The organism is Streptomyces sirii, from assembly GCF_045690365.1.
Lineage (GTDB): Bacteria > Actinomycetota > Actinomycetes > Streptomycetales > Streptomycetaceae > Streptomyces > Streptomyces sirii.
In genome coordinates, this window is record NZ_CP147982.1 from 2,316,763 (window position 1) to 2,333,976 (window position 17,214).

Genomic DNA, 17,214 nt, shown 5'->3' on the forward strand with positions numbered 1-17,214 from the left:
GCGCGGCCGGCCCGGGTCTCACCACACCCGTACCGAGCCGCCCCGGGCGAACGCCGGGCTGGTGGCGTCCGGGGGGATCTTTTCCAGGGGCTCCGAGAGTTCGCCGTGCGTGGGGCCGACGCGGGCGGCTGTCGGGGCGAGGCGGGTGAGGTCGAAGCCGTAGACCCGGGCGGCGTTGGTGCCGAGCATCTGGGCGATCTCGTCGGGCGGCAGGCCCGCGTAGGCGAGGCGGAGGGCCTCGCGGGAGTACGGGTGGGTGCCCTCGTCGTGGGGGTAGTCGCTGCCCCACATGATCTTGTCGAGGCCGATGCGGTGGCGGAGCGGGACCTCGTGCGGGCGCATGAAGCTGGCGCCCACGTAGCAGCTCTCGCGCCAGACGCTGCCCGGCGAGGCCCCCATGCTCGCGGCCAGGCCGGCACCGAACTTGGACTCGGCGGTGGCGGCCCGGGACGCGGCGGCCACCAGCCGGCCGTGGTAGTAGTCCAGCATGCCCAGGACGCCGGGGATCCAGCCGGAGCCCTGTTCGGTGAGGACCAGGCGCAGGCCCGGGTGGCGGCGGAAGGCGCCGCCGAACATCAGGTGCCACAGGGCGCGGTGCGAGAACCAGGTCGTCTCGACCATGAAGACGGCGCGGGCGGCGGGCTCGTCGCCGAGGGGCGGGGAGGCCGAGCCGCCGTGGTGGTTGACGGGAACCTCCAGCTCGGCGCAGACGGCCCACAGGGGGTCGTACACCTCGGAGTGGAGTTCGGGCAGGCCCGAGCCGGGCGGCGTACCGGGGAGCAGGACGCCGCCGGTGAGGCCGGCCTCCTTGGTGCGGCGGACCTCCCGTACGGCCTCGTCGACGTCGTTGAGCAGGATCTGGGCGACGCCGGCCCGGCGCCCGGGGGCGTCGGCGCAGAAGTCGGCGAGCCAGCGGTTGTGGGCGCGCAGGCCCGCCCAGCGCTGCTCGAACTCCGCGCGGGTGGGCGCCGGGGCCATCAGCGACGCGCTGGGGAAGAACGGCGGGATGGTGTTGGGGAAGACGACCTCGGCGACGATCCCGTCGGCCTCCAGTTCCGCCAGCCGCCGGGCGGAGTTCCAGTTGCGGTCGGCGGTGTCGGCGAGCAGGTCCTCGTACGGGTTGACGTAGGTGGCCGCCCAGGCGTCGAAGGCGTCGTGGTGCTCGGCCGCCAGGTACGGCTTGTAGTCGAGGAGGTCGGCGCCCGCGTGGCAGTCCGCCGAGATCACCGTGTAGCGGTCCTCGGGGGTGCTCACGGGGTCACCCCCAGGGTCGGGAAGTCGTGGCCGGTGAGCCAGTGCCGGCCCGCCTCGCGGGAGCGGGCCCAGGAGGCCTCGACGGCGCTCTGGTCGGCGTCCTGGCCGAGGTCGGCCGGGGTCGGGCCGATGCGGGCCGCGAGCGGGGCCAGCCGGTCGGTGTCGAAGCCGAAGACCTCGGCGGCGGCCAGGCCCAGCATCCGCCGGGTCTCGGCGACCGGGATGTCGTGGAAGGTGCCGCGCAGCCAGGCGCGGGTGTCGGGCCAGGTCCCTTCCGGGTGTGGGAAGTCGCTGCCCCACAGGATGTTGTCGACGCCGATCTCGTAGCGCTGGGCGAGTTCGCGGCGCTTGGTGTTGGTGGCGCAGACGAAGACCTGCCGGTCCAGGTACTCGTGCGGGGCGCGCTTCAGCTCGGCGAACGGGGACAGTTTCTTGCCGCCGTGGGCGCCCAGGTAGAGCCGGTCCATGAACCACAGCAGGTTCGGCAGCCACCAGCAACCGGACTCCGCCACACCGAACTTCAGGCCCGGGTGCCGCTCGAAGACGCCGGACCACAGGAGGAACCAGAGCGGTCGGGCCGGCCACCAGGTCACCTCGCTCACGTAGATGCCGAGGTGGTCCCCGTACTCGTGGCGGGGCGCCGCTCCCGAGTGCGTCACGACCGGCAGCCCGCATGCGGCGGCCGCCGCCCACACGGGGTCGTAACGCCGCGCGTGGTACGGCTCGTTGTCGACCCACATCGAGGGGATCATCAGGGCGCCGAGCCCCGACTCCTTGGCCCGGTGCACCTCGGCGACGACCTTCGCCGGGTCCGCGGTGACGGGCAGCAGGGCGACGCCGCAGTGCCGTTCGGGGTTGCGGGAGACGAAGTCGGCGAGCCAGCGGTTGTGCGCCCGGGCGCCGGCCATGCCGAGTTCGGGGTCCTGGTCGCCGGAGAGGCCGAGCCCGACGCCGAAGGGCGCCGCCGTCCGGCTGTCGACGGCGTCCGCGTCGGGGAAGACGACCTCGGCGGCCACCCCGTCGCCGTCGAGCTCCTTGAGGCGCTGCGCGCTGTCCCAACCACCGCGCAGGCCCTCCTCGTTGTCCCGGAACCACTTGGCGGCGAACGCGTCGTTGCGGATGCCCAGGCGGGTCGCCTCCGCGCGGCGGGCGTCCCGCTCGCCGAGGAACTCGTCGAAGGCGCGGTGGAAGCGGCGCTCCAGATAGGGCCGGTACTCCTCGGTGGGCAGTCCGGCATGGCAGTCGGAGGAGATGATCAGGTACGGGTCCTGGTTGCTCATCGCATGTCCCTCGTCCTCAGTCGAGAATGAAGCTCTCCAGATACGCCGGGTTCGCCCGGTCCAGCATCGACCGCGACCGGGCCCGGATCTGCCGGTCGCTGTGCTCGCTCTCGGGCAGCAGCCAGAAGCGGTCCGCGGCGATGCCGTCGGCGACGAGGTCCGCGACCTGCTCGACCGGGGTGAACTCGATCTCGCGCCCGGCCTCCTTCATCGCGGCCTCCCACTGGTCGAGGCTGCGGTAGGGGGTCTTGCGGGGCCGCTGCTTGGCGTACCGGTGGGGGCGGTTGCGGTGCGACTCCCACAGGCCGGTGCGCAGCATGTGCGGCCCGGGGAAGAGCACCGAGGCGCCCACTCGTGCCCGCTCGGCCCTCAGATGCGCGTACAGGGACTCCGTCATCGTCACGACGGCGGCCTTGGTGACCGCGTACACCGAGGCGGTGGGCAGCGGGGCGATCCCGCCGTCGGCCGACGAGGTGTTGACGACATGGCCCGGCTCCCCGCCCGCGATCATGCGGGGGACGAACGCCTGGACACCGTGGAAGACGCCCCACACGTTGACCGCGAACGCCCACTTCCAGTCGTTGGGTTCGTGCTGCCACATGCGGCCCTCGGCGCCGGAGCCGACGCCCGCGTTGTTGCACAGCACATGGCAGGCGCCGAACGTGGCGTAGGTGTCCTCGGCGAGCGCCACGACCTCGTCGCGCTCCCCGACGTCGACCACGCGCGCGCGGACGGTCGCCCCGTCCGCCCGCAGCCCGGCCGCCGCGCTCTCCAGGGCGCCCTGTTCGACGTCGGCGAGCACCACCTTCAGGCCGTCGGCCGCGAACCTCCGGGCCATGGCGAGCCCGACACCGCTCGCCGCGCCGGTGACGACGGCGACCTGCCCCGGTCGCAGCTCCATGTCAGGCGCTCCCCTCGGGCGGGCCGTCGAGGATCTGCTGCGGGTCGTCGTAGCGCTGATGGATGTACGGGAGCAGGGCCCGGGCACCGACCCGCTCGGCGACCCTGCCCTTCTGGTCGGTGGTCTTCTCGCCGATGGTGATCTCCACCAGGGTGCGCACGGGGAGGTCGGCGACCGGGTCGTACATCGACTCCCGCAGGACGACGTCCCCCGTGATCCGCTCCAGCTTCCTGACCTTCTCGTCGCGCAGGCAGTGCACGAGGACCGGGTCCGCGTCGAAGCCCGAACCGTCCACCGACGGCAGGAACTTGAAGTAGAAGTCCGTCTTCTGCGACGGCTCCGGGAGGGGCAGGCCGCCGCTGACCGCGCCGCGCACCTCGACGAACGCGATGCCGTGCCGGGCGAGCGCGGCCCGCACCACGAGGCCGTCGCGCTCCACCGTCACCTCGCCCAGCTTCTTGGGCTCGCCGAAGACCTCCCGGCCGCCGATCAGGGCCCGCTCGTGGGTCATCGGCATGACCAGCGGATACCAGCCCTCGACGCCGTGGTGCGCGGCCGCGACGGCGACCGAGCCGGCACCCAGGGGGTAGCCGGGCAGGTCGACGGTGCTGATGGCGGCCCGGACCAGCGGGCGGCCGGTGGGCTTCAGCGGGGGCGGCAGGACGGCCGCGACCGCGTCCGGATCGCTCTCCCAGAGGGCGACCACGCCGGTGGACCAGATGTCGGGGAGCTTGGCGGCGGCGGTGCGCGCCGCGGCGATCTCCGCCTCGGTGCGCGCTCCGTAGCGTATGCGTGCCATGTCGTACCGCCCTTCGTCGTCGGTGACTCGCGGGGGTTGACGTGCGGGGTCGTACGGAGGTCGAGCGGCGGGTGCCGTGGATGGCGCCGGTTGCGGCGCCCGCCTGTAACACTGTTACAGCGTGCGCGGCCAAGGGTAAAGAGCCTTGCGGGAACGGGAGTTGAAAGGGTAGGTGGGGGGCATGACACGTACCGCGCTGACCAGCGAAGAGGTTCTGGCCACGGCCGCTCGGCTGGTCCGGGCGCACGGCCCCGCCGCGTTGACCATGCGCCGGCTCGCCACGGAGCTGGGCACCGCCGTCACCTCCATCTACTGGCACGTCGGCAACCGCGAGTCCCTCCTGGACGCGCTCGTCGAACGCACCGTCCGGGAGATGGGCGAGATCCACCCCATCGGGCGGACCCCGCACGCGCGCATCGTCTCGGTCGCCCGCGCCCTGCGCACAGCGCTGCGCGAGCGGCCGCAGCTGATCGCGATGGTGCACGAACGCGGCCTGACGGAACGGATGTTCCTGCCCGCGCAGCAGGCGCTGGTCCGCGAGATGCACACCGCGGGGCTGCGCGGACGGGCCGCCGCCGAGGCGGTGCGCGCCGTCCAGTTCCAGGTCGTCGGCTACGTACTGGTCGAGCGTGCCCGGGAGCGGTCACCCGAGCAGCATCCCAGCGAGGGCGAGCTGTGGGACTCCCCCACCGCCGGGCACGATCCGGCGCTGGCCCGCGCGCTGGCCGCGCCGGCCGACACGGAGCGGCTGTTCGCGGCCGCGCTGGAGGCGGTGGTGGCCTCGCTGCTCGCGGCCGGGGAGCCCGGGACGCCTGCGCGGCGGCCCGTCGGCCCCGCGTCCTGACGCTCCGGAAGGCCCCCGTTCCCGGCCGCGGGCAGGCGCGGACGACAGCCCGCGCGCCGGCCGGGGCCGCCCGGTCGGTCCGTCAACAACCATGCCGCGGGCCCTCGTGGCCGACGGCGGTTCGGTGGCTGTCAGTGGTGGCCCGTATCCTCAGTGACCATGCTCGAAGACCCCATGGCAGCAGCCGGCCCGATCGCGCCGAAGATCGGGCAGCAGCCGGGCCCGCAGACGCCGTCGGCTCCCTGGCCGTCCGGGTATCCCCAGGGATACGCGGTGGTCGACGTGGAGACCACGGGGCTGGCCCGCGACGACCGGATCATCTCCGCGGCCGTGTACCAACTCGACGCGCGGGGCGAGGTCCAGGACCACTGGTACACCCTGGTCAATCCGCAGCGCGATCCGGGGCCGGTGTGGATCCACGGCCTGACCAGCGCCGTGCTCGCCGACGCGCCGCTCTTCCCGGAGATCGTGCCGCAGCTGTCGGAGCGCCTTCAGGACCGGGTGCTGGTCGCGCACAACGCCATGTTCGACTGGTCGATGATCGCCCGTGAGTACGCCCGCGCCGCGGCCACCGCCCCGGTGCGCCAGCGGCTGTGCACGATCGCGCTCTCCAAGGAGCTGCGGCTGCCGCTGCCCAACCACAAGCTGGAGTCGCTCGCCGCGCACTACGGCGTCGTCCAGCAGCGCGCCCACCACGCACTGGACGACGCCCGGGTACTGGCCGAGGCGTTCCGCCCCAGTCTGCGGCGGGCCGCGCGGGAGAACCTGCGGCTGCCGCTGCTGAGCTGCCAGCCGCTGACGGAGTGGTCGGACGCCCCCGCGCCCCGGCAGCGCCCCGCCTCCTCCTCGTACCGCCCGACGTCCTGGCGGCCGTCCCGCAAGCGCCCGGCCTGCCCCTATCCCAATCCGGGGCGCTATGAAGCCGGCGGCCGGCTCGTCCAGGGGATGCGGGTCGCCTTCTCGGGCGACACCTCGGTGGACCGCGAGCTGCTGGAGGACCGGGCGATCGAGGCCGGGCTGCATGTCGCGACGAGCGTGTCCCGGCTGACCAGCCTGCTGGTGACCAACGATCCGGACGCCCAGACCTCCAAGACCGCCAAGGCCGCCGCGTACGGCACGGTCGTGATCGACGAGGCGGCCTTCATGCAACTGCTCCAGGACGTGCAGCCGGCCGGCCGCTAGCTAGCTAGCTAGCCGCCTGCTTCCGGGTGAAGCCGGTCCAACACACCCGCCGGCGCCTCGCCCCGGGCGGGGCGCGCCCGCACCCTGTGGCGCATGGCACGTTGTGAGGTCTGCGGAAACGACTACGGGATGACGTTCGAGGTGCACGCGCAGGGCGCGGTGCATGTCTTCGACTGCTTCGCCTGCGCCATCCACCGCATGGCGCCGATCTGTGAGCACTGCCGGGTCCAGGTCATCGGCCAGGGCGTCGAGGCCGACGGCAAGTGGTACTGCAGCGCCCACTGCGCCCGCTCGGACGGGAGGGTGGGGATCGTCGACCGGGTCTGAACGGCCCGGCCGCCCCTCCCCCGGCCCCTGCCGAGGGGGGACCCCGGGCTCGGCGGCCGCGGCGCCCCGGGTACCGTCGAGACCGTGTACCGCTTCCTGTTGTCCCGGCAGTGGGTGATCCTCACCCTCGTGGGTCTCGTGCTGATCCCCGTCATGATCAAGCTGGGCTACTGGCAGCTGCACCGCCATGAGCACAAGGTGGCGCAGAACCAGCTCATCGCCTCCAGCCTGGCCGCGAAGCCGGTCCCGGTCACCGACCTGACCGCCCCCGGCCGGGACCTGCCGCGGCGCGAGATGTGGCGCACGGTCACCGCCACCGGCAGCTACGACACCGCCCACGAGGTCGTGGTCCGCCAGCGCACCGCCGCCGACGAGCAGAGCATCGGCTACTACGTCCTGACCCCGCTGGTCCTCGGCGACGGCGACGCCGTCCTGGTCAACCGCGGCTGGATCTCCGCGGGCGACGACCTCACCAAGTTCCCGGACGTCCCCGCCGCCCCCAAGGGCAAGGTCACCGTCACCGGCCGGATGATGGCCGACGAGACCACCGAGGCCAGCGGCATCAAGGACACCAGGGGCCTGCCCGCCCGCCAGGTCATGCTGATCAACAGCAAGGAGCAGGCGAAGCGGACCGGCCGGCCGATGCTAGGCGGCTATGTCGAGCAGACCGCTCCCAAGCAGCCGGGCGGCAAGCCGGAGCTGGTGCCCGAGCCGGACCACGACTCCATCGGCCCGCACATGGCCTACGCGATCCAGTGGTGGCTGTTCGCGGGGGCGGTACCGGTCGGCTGGGTGATCCTGGTCCGCCGCGAGCGCCGCGACCGCGCGGCGGCAGCGGCGGCCGCGGCCAAGACGTCCGGTGAGGCAGAGGACGCCCGGGAGTCCGCGGACGCCACGGCGTAGGGCCCGTCCGATGGATCGGACCTAGCCCGGACAGCCGTCACCGCCGAGTAGCGCACCGGCCGGGCGGGAAGAGCACGCTGAGTGCCCCCACGCATCGAGGACTACGCGCTCATCGGCGATCTACAGACCGCCGCACTCGTCGGCCGGGACGGCTCGATCGACTGGCTGTGCCTGCCCCGCTTCGACTCCGGCGCCTGCTTCGCCGCCCTCCTCGGCGGCAAGGACAACGGCCACTGGCGGCTGTCACCGCAGTCCCCCGAGGCCCGCGCCGAGCGCTCCTACCGCGGCGACTCGCTGATCCTCGACACCGTCTGGCACACCCCCGAGGGCCGGGTCCGGGTCACCGACTTCATGCCGCAGCGCGACCGCGCACCCGATGTCGTACGGATCGTCGAGGGCCTCGGCGGCCGGGTCGCGATGCGCGGGGTGCTGCGGCTGCGGTTCGACTACGGGCGGGTGGTGCCCTGGGTGCGCGCCGCCGAGGGCTGCCGGGTCGCGATCGCCGGACCGGACTCCGTCTGGCTGCGCACCCCCTCCCAAGGCAGTACCTACGGCAAGGACTTCAGCACCCGCTCGGACTTCACCGTCGCCGAGGGCGAGCGCACCGCGTTCGTGCTGACCTGGCACCCCTCGCACGAGCCCCGGCCGACCCAGATCGAACCGTTCGAGGCGCTCCAGGACACCCTGGAGGACTGGCACGCGTGGTCCGCGCGCTGCCGCTACGACGGCCCGCACCGCGCGGCCGTGATCCGCTCGCTGATCACGCTCAAGGCCCTGACCTACGCGCCCACCGGCGGCATCGTCGCGGCCCCCACCACCTCGCTGCCCGAGGAGCTGGGCGGCGTCCGCAACTGGGACTACCGCTACTGCTGGCTGCGCGACGCCAGCCTCACCCTGGACTCGCTGCTCCAGGCCGGGTATCTGGAGGAGGCCGGCGCCTGGCGGGACTGGCTGCTGCGGGCGGTCGCCGGTGCCCCCGACGATCTGCAGATCATGTACGGGCTGGCCGGTGAGCGGCGGCTGCCGGAGTCCGAACTGCCGTGGCTGACCGGATACGCCGGCTCCTCGCCCGTACGCATCGGCAACGCCGCCGTGCAGCAGCGCCAACTCGACGTCTACGGCGAGGTGATCGACTCCTTCCACATCGCGCGCACGGCCGGGCTGCCGGCGGAGCCGCACGCCTGGAGCATCCAGCGCGCGCTGGTGGACTACCTGGAGTCCACGTGGCGCGATCCCGACGAGGGGCTGTGGGAGATCCGCGGGCCGCGCCGGCACTTCGTGCACTCCAAGGTCATGGCCTGGGTGGCGGCCGACCGGGCGGTGCGGGCCATGGAGGGCGCTCCCCATCTGGGCGGGGACCTCGGCCGCTGGCGGGCGATGCGCGACGAGGTGCACCGGGAGGTGTGCGAGCGGGGCTACGACGCCGAGCGCGGCGCCTTCACCCAGCACTACGGCTCCACGGAGCTGGACGCCGCGACCCTGCTGATCCCCCGCGTCGGCTTTCTGCCGGGTGACGACCCGAGGGTGACCGGCACCATCGACACGGTGCGCCGGGAGCTGTCGCAGGACGGCCTGCTGCGCCGCTACAGCACCGAGGGCGGGTCGGTCGACGGGCTGCCGGGCGGTGAGGGCGCGTTCCTGGCCTGCTCGTTCTGGCTCGTCGACGCGCTGGCGCTGAACGGCCGGCGGACGGCGGCCGACGAGCTGTTCGCGCGGCTGCTGGCGCTGCGCAACGACGTGGGGCTGCTCGCCGAGGAGTACGACCCGGTGGCGCGCCGCCAGCTGGGCAACTTCCCGCAGGCTTTCAGCCATATCGGCCTGGTGGGTACCGCCTTCGGTCTGCTGGACGGGGTCCCGGCACACTAGGGCCATGGATCTTGGACTCACCGACCGGACATACATCGTCACCGGAGCGACCCGCGGCCTGGGCTTCGCCACCGCCCGCGAGCTGGTCGCCGACGGCGCCAACGTCGTGATCACCGGACGCACCGAGGAGAGCGCGGCGGCCGCGGCCGCGAAGCTGGGCGAGCGGGCCCTCGGGGTGGCGGCCGACAACGCCGACGCCCACGCCCCGGCGCGCCTGGTGGCGGCGGCCCGCGAGCGCTTCGGCCGCCTGGACGGCGTGCTGATCAGCGTGGGCGGCCCGGCGCCGGGCACCGCCGCCGACAACACCGACGACCAGTGGCAGTCGGCCTTCGAGACGGTCTTCCTCGGCGCGGTGCGGCTGGCCCGCACGGCCGCCGCCGAACTCGACGAGGGCGGGGTGATCGGCTTTGTGCTCTCCAGCTCGGTGCACGAACCGATCAGCGGCCTGACCATCTCCAACGGCCTGCGCCCCGGCCTCGCCGGCTTCGCCAAGTCGCTCGCCAACGAGCTGGGCCCGCGCGGCATCCGCGTCGTCGGCGTGATCCCCGGCCGGATCGCCACCGACCGGATGACCCAGCTCGACGCGCTCTCCGGCGACCCCGAGGGCAGCCGCGCCCGCAACTCCGCCGCGATCCCGCTGGGCCGCTACGGCAAGCCCGAGGAGTTCGGTCGCGCCGCGGCCTTCCTGCTGTCGCCGGCGGCGTCGTACGTCACCGGCGTGATGGTGCCGGTGGACGGCGGTTCGCGCCGCGGCTTCTGAGCGGGCGTGCGCCCACCGAGGTAGCTAACTGACCCGCTCCGCACGGTGTTTGACGGCCTGCAGGCGGACCTCCGCCGGCAGCCGGTCGAGCCCGGCGGAGCGGCGGGCGTGGGCCACCGCCTCGTCGGACAGGCGCCGCACGACGGTCCCCGGGTCGGCGTGCGGCGCGAGGGCCAGCACGGCGCGGATCCGGGGCTCGCCACGGCGGCCGGTGAGCAGGACACCGGCCCGTTCGACGCCCTCCAGGGACTCCGTTTCGGCGGCGAGTACGCCCTCCAGGGCCCGGCCGCGCAGCAGGGCGCCCTCGCCGTCGCCGCTGTCGACGAGGATCTCGTCCAGCCGGCGCCGGCGCAGCTGGACCAGCAGCCACCACAGCATCAGCAGGACGACGACGGCCAGCGCGGCGATGACGGCCGGCCACCACCAGCCCTGGTCCGTCCAGCGGGTGCGCTGGTGCGCGGAGAGCAGCACGCCGTCGGGGCCGTGCCAGGGCCATCCGGCGGGCAGGCCCAGATGCCACTTCGCGGGCAGGCCGAGCCCGCCGAACAGCACCAGCCCGCCGGTGCCGAGCAGCAGCACGCCGGCCAGGCCGAGCAGCACCCGGTTGGCCGTTCTGCGGACCTGGCGCATCGCGCTCACCTCTTCTTCGGGCGCCGGACGTGCACGGTCAGCGCGAGCCCGTGGGCCAGGCCCAGCTGCCGCAGGCCGTCGCCGAGCGCGGTGTCGAGGTCGGCGCGGACCTCGTCCAGCGCGCGGAAGTGCGAGACGGCGTGCGCCTTGGCCTTGCGGCGGCCGACGGTCATCCGTACGGACTGGACCCCGGCGACCTCCATGGCGCGGTCGCGCAGCACCAGTGCGGCGGCCGCCCGGTCCAGACCGGTCCGGACGCCCGGGGCGGCGGGCCGCATCGGCAGCACCTGGCGCAGACCGGGGGTGACGGCCAGCACGATCAGCCAGATGCCGAGCACCATCGCCAGCGCCGCGGCGCCCAGGACCCAGGGGCTGTCGAGGTGGACGGTGGCCAGTTGGCGGGCGAGCCCCCGGCGCCAGGCCATCGCGGGGCGGTGCGCGCGCACCGCGGCCACGTCGTAGAGCAGCAGGCCCGCGGCGCCCAGCAGCACCAGCGCGACCACGGCGGCGGGCACCCGGCGGGCGGACCACCAGCGCCCGGTCCGGCCGTCGTCGAAGGCGGCGGGCGCCGACCCGTCGTCCGCGCCCGGCGCCGGGTCGGACGGCTGGTCGGGTGGCTGGTCGGGTGGCTGGTCGCCGAGCGTGGGCAGTCGCCGGGTGTCCGGCGGTTCGGCGGCGTCGTCGCTCATCGCACCCTCTCCCGGCCCCTGCCCTCCAGCAGCGGGGAGCGCAACCGCTCGACCTCCACCGCCACCTCGGGCACCGCCATGCTCGCCAACGCCGTGACCCGCTCGGTGACATGACGGCGCACCAGGCGGCACTGGGCGCCGATGTCCGAGGGGTAGCCCAGCTCCACCGCGATCCGTACCCGGGCCTCGCCGAGGTGCTCCCGGTCCTCGCGCCGGTGGACGGTCACCGTCGCATGCGCGTCCGTACGGCCGTGCGGGGACTCGGCGCGCAGCGCCTCCCGCGCGGCCTGCGCGGCGATCTTCGCCACCACCCGGTCCGCGATGCTGGTCGCGCCCCGCTCGCCCGCCGGTACGTCGGCGGCAGCGGCCGGCGCGGACCCCGTCGCCACCCGGCCTCACCGCCGCCGTTCGTCGCGGTCACCGGTGCGGGAACGGAAGAAGTCGCCGGCCTCCAGGTCCCCGTCCGCGAACTTGCCCGCCACGAACCCCATCGCGCCCAGCGCCGCCACCACCACGAAGGCACCGAAGCCGCCGAAGTATCCGGCGAAGCCCAGCGCCATACCGGCCAAGAGGCCTACCACGGCCATGCTCATCGTGCGCTCCTTCGCTGCCGCTCCGGACGGGCCCGCTCACTGGAGCCGCGGTTCGGCTTCCTCTTCTTCGTCCGCCTCGTCGGGCAGCTTGACGTCGCTGACCGCGATGTTCACCTCGACGACCTCCAGGCCCGTCATCCGCTCCACGGCGGCGATGACGTTCTCCCGGACGGACCGCGCGACATCGGCGATGGCGACGCCGTAGTCGACCACGATCTCCAGGTCCAGCGCGGTCTGCACCTCGCCGACCTCGGCCTTCACCCCGCGCGTCGCGGTGGCCGACCGCCCGCCGCCACCGGGCACCCGGTCGCGTACGGCACCGAGCGTGCGGGCCAGGCCACTGCCCATGGCGTGCACACCGACGACGTCCCGGGCCGCGAGACCGGCGATCTTCTCCACGACACCGTCGGCGATGGTGGTGCGCCCACGGGACGCGGGGTCGCCACCGCCCCTCTTGACCGGTGCCCTGGCCCCCTCTGCGTGCTGCTGGCTCTCGCTCATCGCCGTGTGTCCCTTTCCGCGGGGAGAAGCGGGCCGCCCGCTCCGATCCCCACACTAGGCCGGGTGCCCCGGAGCCGCTCCGGGGATGCGGCAGAGGAGTGTCCCCACGGCGCCGCCGGGCACACCGGCCTGCCGTACGGGCCGGTCTGCGGCAGGCTGGGGACGTCGTCCGGGACGGGTCGGGGACGGGCCGGGGTCTCCCGCCCAGAAAGGGGTGCGCGGTGGCCGCGAACCAGTTGGCGCAGTCGGTGCGGCAGCAGCTCGGGATCGGGCGGGTGCTGCCGCTGGGCGGGCCCGCGGACGGGTCCTGGATCACCGAGCGGGCGGCTGCCGGCGCACTGCGCGCGGGCACCGCGTTCCCGGCCGGGGTGCGCCTGGGCACGCTGCGGCTGTCGGTCGCCGATCCCGAGCACGCACCCGAACCCGCGGTGCCGGCACCGATGAGCGCGCTGCCGCCGGGCCCGCTGCGGATCGAGGCGGACTTCGAGGCAGCAGCCGCGGTCGCCGACCGGCCGCTGCCCGCCGTCGCCGACCAGGTCCGCGCGGCGCTGCTGGAGGCGGCCGTCCAGGACCTGGGGCTGGTGGTGGGCGTGGTGGATCTGCGGGTGAGCGGGCTGCTGGAGGCGGGCGAGGAAGCGGCGCCCACGTCCCGCGCGCCCCGCACGGAGCCCCCGACGGCCTCCCCCCTGGCGGGCGAGCGGACCGGCGCGACGCAGGAGGGCCCGGCGGGGATCGCCGCCGTCGCGCTGGGGGTGGCGGGGGTGGCCCGACTGGCGCCCGCGCTCGGCGGGCCGTCGCGTCCGGTGCGGCTGACCGACGGCCATGCACTGGTCCAGCTGGCGGTCGCGGCCGGTCATCGGGCGCTGGATGTCGCTCATGCCGTACGGGAAGCGGTGGCGGCCGCGCCGGCCGCGCCGTCGACGGTCGCCGTGCTGGTCACGGACGTGGAGCGGGACTGACCTGGTCACGGCCGTGGAGCGGGACCGAAGGGGTGGTACCGGCGAAGGGGTGCCGGCGGGCGGGGGCCGTCGGGCCGCCCGGCCGGCCGCGGAGCCGGCACTCGCCCGGTGCTACTCCCCCACGCCCGCGAGATCCCGCAGCCGGCGCGCCTGGGCGGCCCGCTCGGCGATGCGCTGCTCCTCGTACGTACGGCCGGCGGCGCCGGCCAGCAGGGCCTTGGTCTCGATGACGGCGTCCCGGGGCGGGGCGGTGAGCGCGGCCGCCAGGTCGGCCACCGCGGCGTCGAGTTCTTCCCCGGGCACGACGAGGTTGGCGAGGCCGGTCCGCTCGGCCTCCTCGGCGTGCACAAAGCGCCCCGTGGCGCAGATCTCCAGCGCCCGGGCGTAGCCCACCAGCCCGACCAGCGGGTGCGTGCCGGTCAGGTCCGGTACGATCCCCAGGCTGGTCTCACGCATGGCGAACTGCACGTCCTGCGCGACCACCCGCAGATCGCAGGCGAGGGCGAGCTGGAAGCCCGCCCCGATGGCATGCCCCTGCACGGCGGCGATGGACACCAGGTCGTTCCGCCGCCACCAGGTGAACGCTTCCTGGTACTCGGCGATCGTGGCGTCCAGTGCGCTGTCCGTGCCGCGCGCCAGATCGATGAACGACGGCTCGCCGTCGAAGCCTTCGGGCGTGAACGCCTGCCGGTCGAGGCCGGCGGAGAAGGACCTGCCCTCACCGCGCAGCACCGCGACCCGGACGTTTCCCGGCAGCAGCGAACCCGCCTCGGCCAGCGCCCGCCACATGGCGGGGGACTGCGCATTGCGCTTGGCCGCGTTGGCGAGGGTCACCGTGGCGATGTCACCGTCCACGTCGAGCCGCACGCCGTCCTTGTCGAGCAGAGTCATGAGCGCCTCCGAGTCAGCCAGCCGCACCTGCGTGCGTAAGTGACTGAACGGTAACCTCCCGGTCGACGGCTCGGTCGACCGGGGGGACACCGCGATACCCAAAGGCGCGACCGTCAGGCCGAGGCGGCCTTCTTGCCCCTTGTGGCTCCGCCGCGACCGCGCAGGTTCACACCGGATTCGCTGAGCATCCGATGCACGAATCCATAGGAGCGGCCGGTTTCCTCGGCCAGCGCCCGGATGCTCGCACCGGAGTCGTACTTCTTCTTCAGGTCTGCCGCGAGCTTCTCGCGCGCGGCGCCGGTCACCCGGCTGCCCTTCTTCAGAGTCTCGGCCACCCGTGCCTCCTCGTGGGAAGTGCGCTCTGGACTCTCATGATCACCCCTCCCCGGCTTCCTGGCCACCCATTCCGCAAGGTTCGGTACGACATCCTTTGCCGGTGGACACCCGGCCGCCGGGGATGGAACCTCACATTCCGGTCTTTCCGAGAGTCACTCGGCCGCCGCGCACCGTGAGAAGTCGCAGGTCAGACGGCATGTGGCCGAAAAAGCGTCGGCCGGGTCCCCTGGACCCGGCCGGATGCCGCAGACTCGCCGATGTACGAGCCGTTCTCACTCAGATGATGGATCACACGTCGGCCGAATGATCCATACGGGCTTGATCCAACCGCCCCGACCGCCCCGCGTGACTCCTACGCAGTGCCGCCGCGCCGGTCAGGCCAGGGCGACCAGGTCCGCGTAGTCCTGGCCCCACAGGTCCTCGACGCCGTCCGGCAGCAGGATGATGCGCTCGGGCTGGAGCGCGTCCACCGCCCCCTCGTCGTGCGTCACCAGGACCACCGCACCGGTGAAGGTGTGCAGCGCGCCGAGGATCTCCTCGCGGCTGGCCGGGTCGAGGTTGTTGGTGGGCTCGTCGAGCAGCAGGACGTTGGCGGAGGAGACGACCAGCGTCGCCAGGGCGAGCCGGGTCTTCTCGCCGCCGGAGAGCACCCCGGCGGGCTTGTCGACGTCGTCGCCGGAGAAGAGGAACGAGCCGAGCGTCTTGCGGATGGCGACCAGGTCCATGTCCGGGGCGGCCGAGCGCATGTTCTCCAGGACCGTGCGGTCCGGGTCCAGGGTCTCGTGCTCCTGGGCGTAGTAGCCGAGCTTGAGGCCGTGGCCGGGGCGGACCTCGCCGGTGTCCGGCTGCTCGACGCCGGCCAGCAGCCGCAGCAGGGTGGTCTTGCCCGCGCCGTTCAGGCCCAGGATGACGACCCGGGAACCCTTGTCGATGGCCAGGTCGACGTCGGTGAAGATCTCCAGGGAGCCGTAGGACTTCGACAGACCCTCGGCGGTCAGCGGGGTCTTGCCGCACGGCGCCGGGTCCGGGAAGCGCAGCTTGGCCACCTTGTCGGCGGCGCGCACCGCCTCCAGGCCGGCGAGCAGCTTGTCGGCGCGCTTGGCCATGTTCTGCGCGGCGACGGTCTTGGTGGCCTTGGCCCGCATCTTGTCGGCCTGGGAGTTGAGCGCCGCGGCCTTCTTCTCGGCGTTCGCCCGCTCGCGCTTGCGGCGCTTCTCGTCGGCCTCGCGCTGCTGCTGGTAGAGCTTCCAGCCCATGTTGTAGACGTCGATCTGCGACCGGTTGGCGTCGAGGTAGAAGACCTTGTTGACGACGGTCTCGACCAGGTCGACGTCGTGCGAGATGACGATGAAGCCGCCGCGGTAGGTCTTGAGGTAGTCGCGCAGCCAGACGATGGAGTCGGCGTCGAGGTGGTTGGTCGGCTCGTCGAGCAGCAGGACGTCGGAGTCCGAGAAGAGGATCCGGGCCAGCTCGACGCGGCGGCGCTGGCCTCCGGAGAGGGTGTGCAGCGGCTGGCCGAGGATGCGGTCGGGCAGGCCCAGGCTGGCGGCGATGGTCGCGGCCTCGGCCTCGGCGGCGTACCCGCCCTTGGTCAGGAACTCGGTCTCCAGGCGCTCGTACTTCTTCATCGCCTTGTCGCGGGTGGCGCCCTTGCCGTTCGCCATCCGGTCCTCGTTCTCGCGCATCTTGCGCAGCACGGTGTCCAGATCGCGGGCGGACAGGATGCGGTCGCGGGCGAGCACGTCCATGTCGCCGGTGCGCGGGTCCTGCGGCAGATAGCCGACCTGGCCGCCGCGGGTGACCGTGCCGGCGGCGGGGATGCCCTCGCCGGCCAGCACCTTGGTGAGGGTGGTCTTGCCGGCGCCGTTGCGGCCGACCAGGCCGATGCGGTCGCCCTTGGCGATACGGAAGGAGGCGGAGTCGATGAGGACGCGGGCGCCGGCGCGCAGCTCAAGGCCGGAGGCGGTGATCATGGGAAAAGCTCCAGGGCAGGAAGACGGCGGATTGGACGGGACGGTCCGAGAGCGGTCTGCGCCGTCTAATGAACCCAAAGGAGAACTGCCATAGGGGGCAGTCTAACGGGCCGGTGCAAGTAGTTTTTCCGGACCGTCACCGGGGGCGCCGCCCGGCGGGGTGCGCCCCGCGGTGACCTGCCCGGAGGCGTCGACGGCGACCGGTCGGTCCCCCTCGGCCACGGGAGCCGGCGGATCCCGGCGGGCCTCGCCGCCACCGGGCAGGGCGTCCGGCGCGACGGTGCGGCGGTCGTCGTGCGGGGCGGGACCGCGGGCGACGGTGGCCGACGGCAGGGCGAAAAGGGCGGCGACGAGGGGGAGGGCCACGGGGCACAGGCCGCGCCCGATGCGCCGGCCGGGCGCGGTGGGAGGTGTGGACACCCGGGTCCCCCTCGTCGGAGATCGACGGATATCTGCCGGTCGATCGACGAGCGTAGCGACGGACGAAGGGGCCCGGGGAGCGCTCCGGGGCGACACGGCGGGCGGC

20 protein-coding genes are annotated in these 17,214 nt (G+C 73.7%); 7 read left to right on the plus strand and 13 right to left on the minus strand.

Features of this window, described 5'->3' with window-relative positions; translation table 11 throughout:
• Window positions 1-18: 18 nt before the first annotated feature.
• The 4 genes from WAB15_RS10525 to WAB15_RS10540 are packed head-to-tail and all read right to left on the minus strand — an operon-like array spanning window position 19 to window position 4,234.
• On the minus strand, window positions 19-1,254 hold the full coding sequence (locus WAB15_RS10525) for an amidohydrolase family protein (protein ID WP_407286056.1): 1,236 nt from the start codon (window positions 1,252-1,254) through the stop codon (window positions 19-21).
• Window positions 1,251-2,534 (minus strand): amidohydrolase family protein, encoded by a 1,284-nt coding sequence (locus WAB15_RS10530; RefSeq protein ID WP_399150005.1) that lies wholly within the window; start codon window positions 2,532-2,534, stop codon window positions 1,251-1,253. Before WAB15_RS10530 ends, WAB15_RS10525 begins: the two co-directional genes overlap by 4 nt.
• Window positions 2,535-2,550: 16 nt before the next feature.
• Window positions 2,551-3,435, minus strand: a complete 885-nt coding sequence (locus WAB15_RS10535) for an SDR family NAD(P)-dependent oxidoreductase (protein WP_407286057.1) — start codon at window positions 3,433-3,435, stop codon at window positions 2,551-2,553.
• A 1-nt stretch (window position 3,436) separates the two neighbouring features.
• Window positions 3,437-4,234: an acetoacetate decarboxylase family protein gene (locus tag WAB15_RS10540; protein WP_399150003.1), complete on the minus strand. Its 798-nt coding sequence runs from the start codon at window positions 4,232-4,234 to the stop codon at window positions 3,437-3,439.
• Between the two features lie 181 nt (window positions 4,235-4,415).
• Between WAB15_RS10540 and WAB15_RS10545 the strand changes: the two genes are divergently transcribed.
• The 6 genes from WAB15_RS10545 (at window position 4,416) to WAB15_RS10570 (ending at window position 10,116) form a co-directional block, all read left to right on the plus strand.
• Window positions 4,416-5,078, plus strand: coding sequence for a TetR/AcrR family transcriptional regulator (locus WAB15_RS10545; RefSeq protein WP_399150002.1), 663 nt, complete (start codon window positions 4,416-4,418; stop codon window positions 5,076-5,078).
• A gap of 159 nt (window positions 5,079-5,237) precedes the next feature.
• Window positions 5,238-6,260 (plus strand): DEDDh family exonuclease, encoded by a 1,023-nt coding sequence (locus tag WAB15_RS10550; protein ID WP_407286058.1) that lies wholly within the window; start codon window positions 5,238-5,240, stop codon window positions 6,258-6,260.
• 93 nt (window positions 6,261-6,353) lie between these two features.
• Window positions 6,354-6,587: a hypothetical protein gene (locus WAB15_RS10555; protein WP_407286059.1), complete on the plus strand. Its 234-nt coding sequence runs from the start codon at window positions 6,354-6,356 to the stop codon at window positions 6,585-6,587.
• 84 nt (window positions 6,588-6,671) lie between these two features.
• The gene (locus WAB15_RS10560) at window positions 6,672-7,490 is read left to right on the plus strand and encodes an SURF1 family protein (RefSeq protein WP_407286060.1); all 819 of its coding nucleotides are present in this window, start codon (window positions 6,672-6,674) and stop codon (window positions 7,488-7,490) included.
• A gap of 81 nt (window positions 7,491-7,571) precedes the next feature.
• Window positions 7,572-9,356 carry a glycoside hydrolase family 15 protein gene (locus WAB15_RS10565; protein ID WP_407286061.1) on the plus strand — a complete coding sequence of 595 codons (1,785 nt, stop codon included), beginning with the start codon at window positions 7,572-7,574 and terminating at the stop codon, window positions 9,354-9,356.
• Between the two features lie 4 nt (window positions 9,357-9,360).
• A complete protein-coding gene (locus WAB15_RS10570) occupies window positions 9,361-10,116 on the plus strand; it encodes an SDR family oxidoreductase (protein ID WP_399149998.1) in 756 nt (251 codons plus the stop codon).
• 24 nt (window positions 10,117-10,140) lie between these two features.
• Here the strand turns inward: WAB15_RS10570 and amaP are convergent, their stop codons facing one another.
• The 5 genes from amaP to WAB15_RS10595 are packed head-to-tail and all read right to left on the minus strand — an operon-like array spanning window position 10,141 to window position 12,529.
• Window positions 10,141-10,746 carry an alkaline shock response membrane anchor protein AmaP gene (gene amaP, locus WAB15_RS10575; RefSeq protein ID WP_407289199.1) on the minus strand — a complete coding sequence of 202 codons (606 nt, stop codon included), beginning with the start codon at window positions 10,744-10,746 and terminating at the stop codon, window positions 10,141-10,143.
• 5 nt (window positions 10,747-10,751) lie between these two features.
• Window positions 10,752-11,435: a DUF6286 domain-containing protein gene (locus WAB15_RS10580; RefSeq protein ID WP_407286062.1), complete on the minus strand. Its 684-nt coding sequence runs from the start codon at window positions 11,433-11,435 to the stop codon at window positions 10,752-10,754.
• Complete coding sequence (locus WAB15_RS10585) at window positions 11,432-11,824, minus strand: hypothetical protein (protein WP_399149996.1); 393 nt, start codon at window positions 11,822-11,824, stop codon at window positions 11,432-11,434. Before WAB15_RS10585 ends, WAB15_RS10580 begins: the two co-directional genes overlap by 4 nt.
• Before the next feature lie 6 nt (window positions 11,825-11,830).
• Entirely contained in the window at window positions 11,831-12,028 is a 198-nt protein-coding gene (locus WAB15_RS10590; RefSeq protein ID WP_399149995.1) for a hypothetical protein, read from the minus strand.
• A gap of 36 nt (window positions 12,029-12,064) precedes the next feature.
• Window positions 12,065-12,529, minus strand: coding sequence for an Asp23/Gls24 family envelope stress response protein (locus WAB15_RS10595; RefSeq protein ID WP_399149994.1), 465 nt, complete (start codon window positions 12,527-12,529; stop codon window positions 12,065-12,067).
• A 221-nt stretch (window positions 12,530-12,750) separates the two neighbouring features.
• Here WAB15_RS10595 and WAB15_RS10600 point away from each other — a divergent pair, with 221 nt between their 5' ends.
• Window positions 12,751-13,488 carry a hypothetical protein gene (locus tag WAB15_RS10600; protein ID WP_407286063.1) on the plus strand — a complete coding sequence of 246 codons (738 nt, stop codon included), beginning with the start codon at window positions 12,751-12,753 and terminating at the stop codon, window positions 13,486-13,488.
• A gap of 111 nt (window positions 13,489-13,599) precedes the next feature.
• Here WAB15_RS10600 and WAB15_RS10605 read toward each other — a convergent pair whose 3' ends face one another.
• From WAB15_RS10605 to WAB15_RS10620, 4 genes are all read right to left on the minus strand, one after another.
• On the minus strand, window positions 13,600-14,379 hold the full coding sequence (locus tag WAB15_RS10605) for an enoyl-CoA hydratase/isomerase family protein (protein WP_399149992.1): 780 nt from the start codon (window positions 14,377-14,379) through the stop codon (window positions 13,600-13,602).
• Between the two features lie 113 nt (window positions 14,380-14,492).
• Window positions 14,493-14,714, minus strand: a complete 222-nt coding sequence (locus WAB15_RS10610) for a helix-turn-helix domain-containing protein (RefSeq protein WP_384441440.1) — start codon at window positions 14,712-14,714, stop codon at window positions 14,493-14,495.
• A 375-nt stretch (window positions 14,715-15,089) separates the two neighbouring features.
• Entirely contained in the window at window positions 15,090-16,688 is a 1,599-nt protein-coding gene (locus WAB15_RS10615; RefSeq protein WP_399149991.1) for an ABC-F family ATP-binding cassette domain-containing protein, read from the minus strand.
• Between the two features lie 102 nt (window positions 16,689-16,790).
• On the minus strand, window positions 16,791-17,108 hold the full coding sequence (locus WAB15_RS10620; protein ID WP_399149990.1) for a hypothetical protein: 318 nt from the start codon (window positions 17,106-17,108) through the stop codon (window positions 16,791-16,793).
• Between the last annotated feature and the right edge of the window lie 106 nt (window positions 17,109-17,214).